Annotated in this window: 9 protein-coding genes; 4 read left to right on the forward strand and 5 right to left on the reverse strand. The window is 61.6% G+C overall.

Going from position 1 to position 13,800, the window contains the following annotated elements:
• Positions 1-182 precede the first annotated feature (182 nt).
• Positions 183-2,555 (forward strand): mechanosensitive ion channel domain-containing protein, encoded by a 2,373-nt coding sequence (locus ACR0DA_RS00735; protein ID WP_480753892.1) that lies wholly within the window; start codon positions 183-185, stop codon positions 2,553-2,555.
• A 93-nt stretch (positions 2,556-2,648) separates the two neighbouring features.
• Here the strand turns inward: ACR0DA_RS00735 and ACR0DA_RS00740 are convergent, their stop codons facing one another.
• Genes ACR0DA_RS00740 through ACR0DA_RS00760 form a run of 5 tightly spaced genes read right to left on the reverse strand, consistent with a single transcriptional unit; the run spans position 2,649 to position 9,866 of the window.
• Positions 2,649-3,998: a CoA transferase gene (locus ACR0DA_RS00740; RefSeq protein ID WP_170369776.1), complete on the reverse strand. Its 1,350-nt coding sequence runs from the start codon at positions 3,996-3,998 to the stop codon at positions 2,649-2,651.
• Positions 3,995-5,149 (reverse strand): ABC transporter permease, encoded by a 1,155-nt coding sequence (locus tag ACR0DA_RS00745; RefSeq protein ID WP_480752610.1) that lies wholly within the window; start codon positions 5,147-5,149, stop codon positions 3,995-3,997. The genes ACR0DA_RS00740 and ACR0DA_RS00745 overlap by 4 nt, the downstream gene beginning before the upstream one ends.
• Positions 5,146-6,174, reverse strand: coding sequence for an ABC transporter permease (locus tag ACR0DA_RS00750; RefSeq protein ID WP_093964561.1), 1,029 nt, complete (start codon positions 6,172-6,174; stop codon positions 5,146-5,148). The genes ACR0DA_RS00745 and ACR0DA_RS00750 overlap by 4 nt, the downstream gene beginning before the upstream one ends.
• 13 nt (positions 6,175-6,187) lie before the next feature.
• Positions 6,188-8,101 carry an ABC transporter substrate-binding protein gene (locus tag ACR0DA_RS00755; protein ID WP_480752611.1) on the reverse strand — a complete coding sequence of 638 codons (1,914 nt, stop codon included), beginning with the start codon at positions 8,099-8,101 and terminating at the stop codon, positions 6,188-6,190.
• A complete protein-coding gene (locus ACR0DA_RS00760) occupies positions 8,094-9,866 on the reverse strand; it encodes an ABC transporter ATP-binding protein (RefSeq protein ID WP_170390840.1) in 1,773 nt (590 codons plus the stop codon). Before ACR0DA_RS00760 ends, ACR0DA_RS00755 begins: the two co-directional genes overlap by 8 nt.
• A gap of 231 nt (positions 9,867-10,097) precedes the next feature.
• On the opposite strand from ACR0DA_RS00760, the gene ACR0DA_RS00765 reads away from it, so the two are divergent.
• The 3 genes from ACR0DA_RS00765 (at position 10,098) to ACR0DA_RS00775 (ending at position 13,798) form a co-directional block, all read left to right on the forward strand.
• Positions 10,098-10,595, forward strand: coding sequence for a class I SAM-dependent methyltransferase (locus ACR0DA_RS00765; RefSeq protein ID WP_170598888.1), 498 nt, complete (start codon positions 10,098-10,100; stop codon positions 10,593-10,595).
• Positions 10,596-10,687: 92 nt separating this feature from the next.
• A complete protein-coding gene (locus ACR0DA_RS00770; RefSeq protein WP_480752613.1) occupies positions 10,688-11,317 on the forward strand; it encodes a glutathione S-transferase family protein in 630 nt (209 codons plus the stop codon).
• Between the two features lie 78 nt (positions 11,318-11,395).
• Positions 11,396-13,798, forward strand: a complete 2,403-nt coding sequence (locus ACR0DA_RS00775; RefSeq protein ID WP_480752614.1) for a GcvT family protein — start codon at positions 11,396-11,398, stop codon at positions 13,796-13,798.
• The last annotated feature ends 2 nt before the right edge of the window (positions 13,799-13,800 follow it).

Genomic DNA, 13,800 nt, shown 5'->3' on the forward strand with positions numbered 1-13,800 from the left:
CCGGATTTGCCGGATGCTGCCTGCTCTTATAGGAATTCCAGAGGGTTGGAAACATCCTGCCTTTGGGCTTGCGCCAAAAACACGGTCCTACACGATGTCGGGAAGCAACGAGTGGATCGTTTGATCAAGGCCGGTGCCTTCTATAGGCTGTCGTGCAGCAAGAGATCAGGATGCAAGACCTTATGAAACCGAACTTTCTTGTCCGTGTACTTTTCCTGACGTGGACAATCGCTCTGGCCTTCGCGACCGGTGCGGCGGCGCAGACCTCGCTGATCCCGGGGTATCCCGGGGCGTCCGGTGAAACAGAGGCCCCGCAGGACAACGATGTCGCGGCCGCGATCCGCGCCGCGACCGAGGCCGGCGCCAGCGTGATCGTCATTGACAGCGCCGGGCAGGTCGTATCCTCGGTCGGGCAGGCTGGTGGCCAGCCCGAGGACGTCGCTCATGATCCGATGGCGGAAAGTTCGCAGTTGATGAAGGCGCAGGAGCGCTTTGCCAAGTTCAGCGAAGCCGTGCGATCCCGCCTTGAGGCGTTGCCCTATTCGATCTTCGAGGTGCGCTACATCCTCGAGCAAACCAGTCCTGATGGCCGGATTTTCACCTATGTCGAGGTGCTGGGATGGAACATACTGTTCCTGATGGTTGGCCGATGGCTGTCGATCGAGCTGTACGGCAAGCGCTTTGCCCGACGGTGGGTCGTCGCCCGGATCAAGGAAAACCCGCAGGGGTATCGGGAAAAGATGCCGTTCCTTGTGTTCCGGTTTCTGATGGGTATCGGGGCCACGGTGTTTGCAATGCTGATGGCTCTGATCGTTGGGTATCTGTTTTTTGGCGAGGCCGAAGATATCTCGATCCAGTTCACCGTCACGGCGATTTTCACGGCGTTTTTCCTGTCACGTACGGTTTCCGACCTGTGGCGGATGGTACTGTCGCCGTATCTCAGCCAGTACAGGCTGCCGCCATTCTCGGACCGTGACGCCAAGCGGCTGTATATCTGGGCATCGGCGCTGGCGACCTATGACATTACCGCTGTTCTGTTTTCCACCTGGGTGGCGGATTTCGGGCTGAACTACAACGTCTACGCGATGGTTTATGGCGGGCTGACCCTGATCGGGATGGTCGGGAACATCCTGATGATCCTGTTCAATGCCCGGGCCATTTCGAACGCCATCCGAGGCGGCCGCCAGCCAGACCAGGTGTCTTGGTTGCTGCGGTTCGTGTCATTTGGCTGGGCCCCGGCCCTGATCGTCTATCTGGTCTTCAGTTGGTTCAAGCTGGCGGTGGATCTGGTGCTCGAGACCGAGGACTCGCTGCCGATCGTCGCAAGCAGCTACATGATCTTCATGTCGGTCGTCATCGCCTATGGCGCGATGAACTATCTACTCGAGCGGTACTTCGATCGCAACCGGCAGATCGAGGCTCTGAATGCCGAGCTCGATACCGATGAAGATACTATGCGGACCTCGGAGACGCCCGAGGCGGAGAAGCGCAAGCACACATTGGTGACCTACGAAGATCTTGCGCGGCGTGTCGCGGGCATTCTGGCCTTTGTCGTCGGCATCTACGCACTGGTCGTCATCTGGAATCCCGAAGCCAGCTGGAGCGAGGATTTGCCCATTGGCAGGGCGCTGGATGTGATGGTGATCCTGTTCATCGGCTACATCCTGTTCCACTTCTTCCGGATCTGGATCGACACCAAAATCGCTGAAGAAACCGATGATGGAGCCGCCGAAGCCGAGTTGGGTGACGAGGGCGGAGAGGGCGGTCAAAGCCGCCTTGCCACGCTGCTGCCTCTGTTCCGGGGCGCCATACTGGCCGTGGTGGTCGTGACCATCGTGCTGATCGTTCTGATGGAACTGGGAATAAATGTCAGCCCGCTGTTTGCAGGCGCCGGCGTGGTCGGTCTGGCCGTGGGCTTTGGCTCGCAAACCCTGGTGCGGGACATTTTCTCGGGCGCGTTTTTCCTGCTGGATGACGCGTTCCGCAAGGGTGAATACATCGACATCGGAGATGTCAAAGGCACGGTCGAAAAAATCTCGGTCCGGTCTTTCCAGCTACGCCACCATCTGGGAGCCCTGAACACGATTCCGTTTGGTGAAATCAAGGTTCTGACCAACTACTCGCGCGACTGGGTGATCATGAAACTGCCTCTGCGCGTGACCTATGACACGGACGTCGAGAAGGTCCGTAAACTGATCAAGAAGCTGGGGCAGGAGTTGCTGGAGGATCCGGTGATCGGGGACAACTTCATCCAGCCGCTCAAGTCACAGGGCGTCATCGAGATGCAGGATTCCGCGATGATCATCCGGGTGAAGTTCATGACCAAGCCGGGCGACCAGTGGCTGGTACGCAAGAAGGTGTACCAAGAAATCCGCGAGTTGTTCGCGCGCGAAGGCATCAAGTTTGCCCACCGCGAAGTCACGGTTCGACTGGCCGATGGCAAGGATCCCGAAGACCTGTCTCCGAAACAACGCGAGGCGGTCACCGGCGCGGTGCAAGCCGCGATTGACGAGGAGTATCTGGACGATATCGGCCCCGGTGGCGACGACCGCTAGGGCGCTCCCGCCACTTTGACCTGCGGCGCCGCTGCGCCACCGTTCCAAGCGTTGGGCAGGGCCGCGCGTTCCGCGCGGCGGTCGGGCCTTTGTTCAGGTGGTTCGCCACGTGGGATCAGACGTGCCGAGCCGGGATGCCGGGATCGGCCAGTGCATCCGCGCCTCACCGACGCTCAGCGCGGGGTTCAGCCGTTTGCCGGGGCCCCAGCCGGACTCTTCTGATCTGGATGCGTAGTCCCCGGGTTTGGCAGCGGTGAACGGGTCGCCCGTCTCGGATTTCGCGAGGCTGGCCAGCAATTCGGCGATACGGGCAAGCGACAAGCGCCCATCCATGATCGAATGCCCCGAAGCCGCTTCTTTCAGAGCCGAGAGGACAGCGGCGGCCATCAAATAGCCGGTGGCATGGTCAAGTGCCTGAACGGGCAGCGGGGTGGGTTTGTCGGCTCCGGCCCAAACGCGGCCGGCGTCAGCGACTCCCGAGCTCATCTGGACGAGGCTGTCAAATCCGCGACGGGTGGCCCAGGGCCCCTGCCAACCGTAGGCGTCCAGCGTAACTTCGACCCGGTTTGGAGCGATCGTATCGCGCACCTCTTTGGTCAGGCCCAGAGCATCCAGCGCACCGGGGCGGTAGCCATGGACAAAGACATCCGCTTGCGCGAGCAGCTCTTGCAGCTTTTCCAGGCCAGCGGGTGACTTGAGGTCCAGGTATGCGCAGCGCTTGCCGAGCGAGATATCGGGGATCACGCCCGGCTCATCCCAACCCGGTGGGTCGATGCGCAGCACTTCGGCTCCGAACCCGGCCAGCGTGCGGGTGGAAACCGGGCCTGCCAGCACGCGCGTCATGTCGAGAACCCGAAGCCCGGCCAAAGGCCGATCCGCGCGCGCCTGAGGCCTGTCGCGCAGGGTGATCCGGCGTGGGCCGTGCCAGCCGATCAACGGATCCCGCGTCACGGCGCGGCCTTGCGGGTGGTCAAGCCACTCGGCCCGGCTGCGCATGGCGGCGGCAACACCACCCTGCGCCACGATATCCGTTTCAAGGTTCGAGACCGACCAGCTCTTGATGGCCTGCGTCACCGCGGCACGATCCCCCTCGGTCGCCAAAACCCTGAGGGCCGCTTCCCTATGGTGGGGGAGGTTGGTGTGCAACCTGATCCAGCCATCGGCCCCCCGATAGTCGCCCGCGATTGGATCCCAGAGACTTGGCATATCCCAGCCTTCGGGCTTGAACGAGTATCCGAACCACAGCGACGCGAGGCGGTGATCGACCATTGCCTTGGGTGGGAGCGAGACAAGATTGGTGGCCTGCATGAACCGTCCAAGCTCGCGGCCCACGGCTGCAAAGCTGGCAGTTGCCAGCTCGGATACGGCAAATGCGCTGGGAAGCGCACCGGAGCCGGCGACCTGATAGGCCTCGGACGGTGGAAGCGAAGCCAGCAGGCTCATTGCTGATAAGGGTCCAGACTGTCGCGCAGCCCGTCACCCAGGAAATTGAAGGCCAGCACCACCACGATGATCGGCAGCATCGGGATGGCCGTCCACGGATAGATCTCGATCGAGGCGAGGTTCTGCGCGTCGTTCAGCATCACGCCCCAACTGACCGCCGGTGCCCGCAGGCCGAGACCCAGAAAGCTGAGCGCGGTTTCCCCCAGGATCATGGCCGGGATCGACAGCGTGGCCGAAGCGATCAGGTGAGACATGAAGTTGGGCAGCAGGTGCTTGCGGATTACCCGGCCGGAACTGGCACCCATCATCTCGGCGGCGCGCACATATTCTTCTTCGCGCAGCGACAGGAATTTGGCGCGCACGGATCGGGCCAGCCCGGGCCAGTCGAGGATGCCGAGGATGATCGAGATGATGAAGAACACCGCAACCGGCGACCAGTTCGACGGAACTGCGGCCGATAGTGCCAGCCACAGCGGGAGTTCGGGCAAAGACCGCAGGATTTCGATCACGCGGTTGATGACCCAGTCGATCCGCCCGCCGAAATAGCCGGCCAGCGACCCGAACAGGATGCCAAGGAAGAACGAGACCGAAATGCCGATCAGGCCCACGGTCAGCGACAGCTGCGCGCCATAGAGGATGCGGCTGAAGATATCGCGGCCCAGCCGGTCCGAGCCCCAGAGGAACAGTGTCGTGCCTTCTGGTGCGCAGAACAGATGCGTGTTTGACCGGATGAGCCCGGCCAGCTTGTACTCGGATGCCTCGCAGAAGAACCGCACGGGTCGCGGATTCTCGGTGTCAGGGACGAATTTCCATTGGAACGTCTCGAGGTCGGCCTCGGCCACGATCGGGTAGACGAACGGCCCAATGAACTCGCCCTGGTGGAACCAGTTCACCGATTGGGGCGGTGCGTAGAGATGTTCGCCATTTCGTTCGTTCGGGCCATAAGGCGCGATGAACCCTGCAAACGGGAGCATCAGATAGCACAGCAGCAGAAAAATGCCCGATATCAGACCCAGCCGGTGTGTCTTGAACTTGCGCCAGACCAGAACCCAATTCGGGGCGTCCAGATCCCTGCGCTCCAATTGCTGCAAAGATGCTTCGGGATCAAACGGGGCGTCGTCGACAAAGCGACCGTCGGGAAGTTTGCTCATGCTTCGCGCCCCTCGTACCGGATACGCGGGTCAAGCATGACCAGCAGAATGTCGGAGATCATGGTGCCGATCAGCGTCAGCAGCGCCACGAACATCAGAATGAAGGCTGACAGGAACTGGTCCTGTGTCTTAAGCGCCGTCAGCAGCGTGGGGCCGATGGTCTGCAAACCCAGCACCACCGAAACCAGAACCGATCCCGACACCATCGAGGGCAGCAGGTTGCCGATGTCGGCCACGAAGGGGTTGAAGGCGACGCGCAGCGGGTACTTGGTCAGCATCCGCGACGGCGACATGCCCTTGGCTATAGCGGTTTCAACATATGGCTTGCCCAATTCGTCCAGCATGTTGGCGCGCAGGCGCTGCATCATGGCCGAGGCGCCCGAGGTGCCGATCACGAATGTGGGCACGATCAGATGAACCAGGATGGACTTCATCTTGTCCCAGCTCATGGGTTGCCCCTCATACACCGGGTCCATCAATCCGCCGATGGGCAAATCGAGGTAGCGGTGCCCGTAATAAAACAGGATGAGCGCCAGCAGAAAGTTGGGCGTCGCCAATCCCAGATACCCCACGAAGGCGGTCGAATAGTCCACCCAGGTCCGCGATTTGGCCGCCGCCATAACGCCCAGAGGCAAGGCCACGGCATAGACGAACAGGATCGCGGCAAGGTTCACGACCACGGTCAGCCACAGCGTGTCCCCGACGATGTCGGCAACCGGACGATCGAATTCGAAGGACCAGCCGTAGTTGCCCTGCAGCAACCCCTCAAACCCATGAGGGCCGGGAAAGAAGCCGACCCAGATCAGGTATTGTTCCCACATTGGGCGGTCCAGAGCGTATTCCTTTCGCAGGAATTCCGCCTTGGCCACACCGGCCGACTGCCCCGAAGCCTGCAGCTCGGCAATCTGATTGCTGAGATAATCTCCTGGCGGCAGGTTGATGATCACGAAGATCAGCATCGATACCACCAACAGGGTCAGCAGCATCGTGAAAAAGCGATACACCGCGTAGCGGAGCATGATCATCTATCCGCTCCTGTCAGTCGGCGAAGAAGAATTCGTCTGGGCGGTGCACTCCGAAATGCGCTCCGGGTTCCCAGGCCCACATGGCCTGTTCGGGAACATTGCGCAGACGGTTTGAAACCACGATCGGCTGGGGCGCGCCGTTCAGAATTCCGATGCCATAGATCTGGTCGGCGTGTATCTTCAACATCTCCTCCCAGACCGCCCGGCGTTCATCCTCGGTTTTTGCAAGTTCCCAGATGTGGTTCAACTCCAGCAAGCGCTGGGCTTCGGGCAGATCGGGCGGCTCGCCGGCTTCGCCGCCGGTTTGATAGTGCTGCCCCCATTTTGGCCAGGCCAGAAACACCTGGTCGGTCGGGGCCAGGTAAACCGGTGATGTATGCAGCTGCGGGATGCCATCATCCCAGCCATACCAGACCGAAGCCATCGTATTGCCGGCAAAAACACGGTTGCGCAGGATGTCGCGGTCAAGCGGACGCATGACCAGTTTCACCCCGATTTCCCGCCACGTATCAGTCACGATCTGCAGCGCGTTCTCGACCTCTTGGCGTTCTCCGGCTGTTTCGATCACCAGCTCCATGGGGCGGCCGTCCGGCAACAGGCGTATGCCGTTCTTGTCGCGCTGCGTCAGCCCGACCTCGTCCAGCAGGGCGTTGGCCTGTGCGACGTCGTATTGCGCCCACGCCTGCGCATTCTCTTCACGGTAGAAGGGCGAGGCAGGCAAAACGGACATGGCGGCCGGATGCGCCAGTTTGAAGTACAGCGCCTGGTTGATGGTCTGCCGGTCGATGGCCAGCGAAAGAGCGCGTCGGACACGGACATCGCGCAGCACATTGCGCCAAACCTCGTCTTCGAAATTCAGGTTGGGGTAGATTGCGATCTGTGACGCAACACCAGTTTTCCAGAGTAGCGTCTTGTAATTTCCGTTGGCTTCGCCCTTTTTCAGGATCGAGGCATCCCGAAAATCAAGCCCACGACCCTGCAGGTCGGTCTCACCGGCATTGGCCTTGGCCGCCACCAGGCCGGGAGCAACGATCTCCATCTCGACCACGTCGATGTATGGCAGTTGCAAACCCTTCGAGTCGATGCGGTGGTAATAGGGGTTGCGGACGAAATTGTGCCGGATCTTCTTGCCCGAGCTCGCGTTCAGCCAAGGCTGCAGAGTGGGCAGTTCGTGATTGTCGTACTTGTAGAGGTTGTCCAGCTTGTTGTGCAGGGCGGCCCAGCTTTTGACACGTGCGTCACTGACCTCGAAGTCCAGCTTTTCCTTGTCGGCATATTTCTCATGATAACGCTTCAGGAACGCAGCAGGGCGGTAGATGAAAGGCGGTCGCGCCTGCGCCAGTGAGGCCAGAAAGTTCGGGTTCGGGTCGTCCCATTCGTAAATCACCGTCGTTTCGTCCGGGAACGTGACAGTGGGGAGCTTGCCCTCAACCCGCAGGAAATCAGGGGGGCCGGACGGGCTTAGAAGCTCGTTGTTGGCCACGTCTTCCCACCAGTATCGGAAGTCTTCCGAGGTGAACGGTGTGCCGTCCGACCATTTGTGTCCCTTGCGCAGGTGCAGAGTGTACTTGCGGTTTTCTTCGTTGTCGTAAGACGCCAGCAGATCGGGGACCAGATTGTACTGGGCGTCGAAGCCCACCAGTCGGGCGTAGCCATAGACCACCATCTGCCGGATATCCTTGGACCGGGTGACCATCGTGCGCAGGGTTCCGCCCTGTTTGCCGAATTCGCGCCCTTTCGAAGACAGGTCGACGATCAGCGGTTCCTGCGGGATGCGATCTTGCACCGGGGGCAGGTTTCCGATGTCCACCTCGGCTTTCCAGAACGTGCTTTCCTGCAGGTCGGGAAGGGTGTCGGCCCAGGCGGGCAGCGCCGCGCCCAGCGTCAGCGCGGCGGCCAGAAACGTGAATCGAGTGGTCTTAAACATGGCAACGTACCTTATGGCCGGGCTCCATTTCCACGAGTGAAGGTATCATGGTGTCAGAGAATCTAAAGGCGTCATCCCAACTGTCCGGAGACCCGGCGCCAAGGGCGACCAGCTTCAGATCGATGGGACGATTGATATCGGGTTCGGGTTGTGCGGCAATCAGAGCCTTGGTGTAGGGGTGGCGCGGGTTGTAGAACAACGTCTCGGGTGGAGCCTGTTCGACGACCAGCCCCTGGCGCATGACAGCGACCTCGTCCGCGATACGGGCGACCACGGCCAGATCGTGAGAAATGAAAAGATAGGACAGGTTCAGACTGTCCTGCAGTCTTTCCAGAAGGGTCAGGATCTGTTCCTGGACCGAAACATCCAAAGCCGATGTCGGCTCGTCGCAGACGATCAGGGACGGATCCAGCATCATCGCACGGGCGATTGACAGGCGTTGGCGTTGCCCGCCGGAAAAAGCGTGGGGGTAGCGCTTGAGCATACCGGCGTTCAATCCCACACGTTCCAGCATTTCAGCGGCCTTGTCGCGGCGCTCGGCCGTCGTGCCGATATTGTGGATCTCCAGCGGTTCGGTCATCGCATCCTGAATGCGCATGCGCGGGCTCAGAGAACTGTAGGGATCCTGAAACACCATCTGAGCCTTGCGCTGAAAAGCCGTACGCTCCTCGCGGGTCATCTGGTGGACGCGTATCGGGTCTTCGCCCGGCGCGGCGCGAAAAAGCACCTCGCCGCCCGGGTCTGGCAGCTCGGCCCCCAGTGCGATCCGGGCCGCGGTGGTCTTGCCCGATCCGCTTTCGCCGACTACGGCCAACGTCTTGCCGCGGGCCAGTTTCAGGTCGACGCCCCGGCAGGCATAAATCAGCTTGTCCGCTTTCCAACCGCGCGACGACCGCATCGTGTAGGTCTTGCACACATCCTTCATGTCGAGGATCAGATCCTCGTCCGGCATCGGAATTCCCACCGCTTCCTTGTCCGGGATCTCGGGGGCTGCATCAAACAGCTGGCGGGTATAGGGATGGGCCGGAGCATTCAGGATCAGCTCGGCTGAACCCGCCTCCATCACCCGGCCTTTGTGCATGACGACGACCTGTTCGGCCATATTGGCGACCACGCCCAGATCATGCGTCACCAAAACCAGCGCCATACCAGTTTCTTTCTGCAGATCCTTGATCAAGCCCAGCACCTGAGCCTGGGTTGTCACATCCAGCGCAGTTGTCGGTTCGTCGGCAATCAGCAGTTCCGGCTTGGACACCATCGCCATCGCAATCATCGCGCGTTGACGCATCCCGCCCGAAAGTTCGAAGGGATACGAGTCATAGGCACGCGCCGGATCGGGAAAACCCACGCGTTCGAACTGCGACAGCACTTCCTTGCGGGCCTCAGACTCGGAGGCGCCCCGATGCAGCCACAGAACTTCGCTGACCTGGTTGCCGATCTTGTGCAACGGAGACAGAGACCGCATAGGTTCTTGGAAGATCATCGAAATTCGATTGCCGCGGATGCCACGCATCTCACGTTCGGAAATTTCGGACAGCGCGACGCTGCCCTTGGAGGTGTTCAGCTGCATCACGCCGCTGCGGATCTGGGCCGTTCTGGGCAGAATGCGCAGCACCGCCCGGCAAGAGATCGTCTTGCCCGACCCGGATTCCCCGACCAATGCCAGCGTTTGCCCGGCCTCGACATCGAAATTCACATCTCTGACGACGGGCTCCCCGGCGCCGAAGCCGATGCTCAGGTCTCGGACAGACAGCAAGGCCGTCATGCGGGCTTTCCACCCGTGTGGCCACCACGTGACATTGGTTTTGAACTCCCTGGTTTTTTTGTCGCAGTTTCGCGCGCTTGGGGGCGACTAGTCAAATACCTTCTTGGGCTGAAATGTCGCGGAAACGTGACGAACAGTGCATTGTGCCTACACAAAGTCTTGAGTTTTTGTCATCAAAGCCGCGATTGGCCGCGATTGGTGGTCGTTAAGGTATCAGGGAGATATTTCGCAATGTCCGACGCGCAAAGCCGATTGGATCTGTTCATTGATCGCATGGTCTCGCAGCGGGCATGTCTGGATTTCGCGATTGCCGACACGGCCGATTTGGCCGGTCCGGTGTTCGAACTGGGTCTGGGAAACGGGCGCACCTATCATCACATGATGAACCGGGTCCGCAACCGACCCGTCTATGTGTTCGAACGCGCGGTGGCCTCGCACCCCGATTCCACCCCGCCCGAAGATCGTCTGATCCTGGGCGACGTGCGCGAGACGCTGCCCGCCGCGCTGGATCGGTTCGGCGCGACCGCCAGCCTGATCCATGCTGATCTGGGCGGCCACAACCGCGAAAAGAACGACGCTTTCGCCCGCTTCGTGTCACCCCTGATCGAACCGCTGCTGGCCGAGGGCGGGCTGATGGTCTCGAGCGACCGGATGTATTTCGAAACGCTGACGGAGCAGCCCCTGCCCGCAGATGCGGTTCTAGGTCGCTGCTTCATCTACCGGCGCTGAGCAGCGTTCCGCAGGGTCACTTTGCGCGGGGACTCGATCCCGGCACGGCGGCCGGTCTAACCTTCGCGTGACGTTCACGCAAAGGACCGCCCATGCTGTTTTACGATTGCTCGACCGCCCCGAACCCGCGTCGCGCCCGGATGTTCATCGCCGAAAAGGGGCTACAGATCGAAACCCGCGACATCTCGATCGCCAAGGGCGAGCAAATGAGCGAGGCGTTCCGAAAGGTAAATCCCCGCGCCACCATCCCGGTTCTGGTTACCGAAGAGGGGACCGTTCTGACAGAGAACCTCGGCATCGCCGCCTATCTCGAGGCGCGCTTCCCTGAGCCTCCGTTGATGGGGCGGACACCGGACGAGAAAGGGCTGGTGCTGATGTGGAACGCGATCGTCGAGCAACAGGGCGGAGCGCCCATCGCAGACGCGCTGCGCAACACGCATCCGGCCTTCAAGGACCGCGCCATCCCCGGACCGCAGAACCACGCGCAGATCCCGGAACTGGCCGAACGCGGCCTCGCGCGCGTCGGAGCGTTCTTCGACCTGCTCGAAGAACGTCTGCAAGACAGCGCCTTCATCGCGGGCGAGGCGTTCTCGCTGGCCGATATCTCGACCTTCGTGTTCGTGGATTTCGCCCGTGTCATCAAGATGCGCATCCCCGAGGGCAACACGGCAACCTGGGCCTGGTTCGACAGCGTGCAGGCGCGACCCAGCGCCAGCGCCTGACAGCACTGTACAGAAATGTCTAGACAGAAGTGAACAGTACCCCTAGCGTCCTTTGGGAATCGTCCAGGGGAGGTCGGGATGAAATCGCAGTATCGCGTTGTAGTCATCGGGGGTGGCGTCGTCGGCGCCTCGGTTCTGTATCATCTGGCCAAGTTCGGCTGGCCGGATGTGGTTATGCTGGAACGCCGGCGGCTGGCTTCGGGGTCGTCATGGCACGCGGCGGGGGGCATCCACGCGCTGAACGCCGATCCGAACATGGCGGCGCTGCAGGCCTACACGATCGACTTGCTGAGCGAGATCGAGAAGGAATCGGGCCAGAATATCGGCCTGCACATGACCGGCGGCCTGACGCTGGCCGGAACCCCCGAACGGTGGGAGTGGTTGCAGGCGAACTACCGCATCTTTCAGTCCATTGGCATCGACGACTGCGAATTGCTGTCCCCGGAAGAGGCGCAGAAACGCTGCCCGATCATGTCCACCGACGGCATTCTGGGCGCGATGTGGGCCGACCGGGAGGGCTACATCGACACCACCGGCACCGTGCAGGCCTATGCCACCGCAGCCAAAAAACGCGGGGCGGAATACTACGAGGAAACCAAGGTTGAGGAACTGATCCAGACCGCCGATGGCTGGCAGGTGGTGACCGACAGGGGAACGATCACCTGCGAGCATGTGGTCAACGCCGCCGGCCTGTGGGCCAAGCAGGTGGGGCGCATGGCAGGGGTCGAACTGCCGGTGTCGCCACTGAAGCACCATTACCTGATCACCGACACGGTGCCCGAGGTCGCAGCGGCCGATTTCGAGATGCCGATGACCGTGGATCTCGAGGGCTTCACCTACATGCGGCAGGACCAGAAGGGTGTTCTGGTCGGCATCTACGAGGTCGATCACGAACACTGGGCTATGGACGGCGCGCCGTGGAATTATGGCGAGGAGCTGTTTCAGGAGCAGCTGGACCGCATCGAGAACGAACTGACGCTGGGCTTCGAACGCTATCCGGCGATCCAGAACGTTGGCATTAAGACATGGGTGAACGGTGCCTTCACCTTCTCGCCCGACGGCAACCCTCTGGTCGGTCCGGTGCCGGGCAAGCGCGGCTATTGGACCGCCTGCGCGGTGATGGCCGGGTTCCTGCAGGGGGGCGGCGTCGGCAAGACGCTGGCCGAATGGATGATCCATGGCGAGCCCGAGGCCGACGCCTGGCCGATGGACGTGGCGCGCTATGGCGACTTTGCCCAGAACAAGCGCTACATCCGCGAGACGACGGGCCAGTTCTATTCACGCCGTTTCGTGATGACCTATCCGAACGAGCAATTGCCCGCCGGACGCCTGTTGAAAATGTCGCCGGCCCATGACGCGATGACCGAAGCGGGTTGCAAATGGGGGGTCAGCTGGGATCTCGAGGTGCCGCTCTATTTCGCGCCCGAGGGGTTCGAGGAAACGCCAACCCTGAAACGCTCGAACGCCTTCGACATCGTGGCCGAGGAATGCCGCACCATCCGCGAAGGCGTGGGCCTGATGGACATCACCGGGTTCTCACGGTTCGAGGTTTCGGGGCTCAATGCGGAAATCTGGCTCGACAAGGTGATGGCCTCGAAACTGCCGGGACCGGGCCGCGCGAAACTGGCGCCGATGCTGGGCGAGAACGGGCGGCTCAAGGGCGACCTGACGGTTCTGAACTGGGGCGACGGCACCTGGTGGATCATGGGCAGCTATTACCTGCGGGCCTGGCACATGCGCTGGTTCGACGATCACATGATCGATGGCGTACAGGTGCGCGACCTGGGCGAGGAGGCCTGCGGCTTTGCCGTGGTTGGCCCGAAATCACAGGCGGTGGTCGAGAAACTGGCCGAACAGGATATCTCAACCCTGAAATTCATGGGCTGCGGTGACTACGACATCGGCCTCGTGCGCGCCCGGATGGCCCGCATGTCGGTCACTGGCGAAAAGGGTTATGAGATCAACTGCCGGTATGGCGACCACATCGCCCTGCGCCGCGCGCTGCTTGAGGCCGGGGCCAGCGACGGCATCCGCGAATGCGGCTTCAACGCGATGCTGTCCACGCGACTTGAGAAAAGCTTTGGCATCTGGTCGGCCGAGTTCACCCAGGCCTACACCCCCGGCATGACCGGCATGGACCGCTGGATCGACTGGGACAAGGATTTCGTAGGCAAGGACGCGGCACTGGCCGAGCGTGAGGGCAACGGCCCGGCGCAGGTTCAAGTCACGCTCGAGGTGGACGCGCTGGATGCCGACGCCAGCGGGTATGAACCCGTCTGGGCTGGTGACAAGCGCGTGGGTTTCGTGACCTCGGGCGGGTATGGCCACTACATCGGCAAGTCGCTGGCCATGGCGCTGGTGGACCGCGACAAGGCGCAGCCGGGCACCGAGCTGTCGGTGCACGTGGTCGGGGTCGAGCGGCCCGCGCGGGTAATCGCGCCGTCGCCCTATGATCCCGAGGGCAAGGCGATGCGGGGCTGATC

The organism is Ruegeria sp. CI8, from assembly GCF_056536865.1.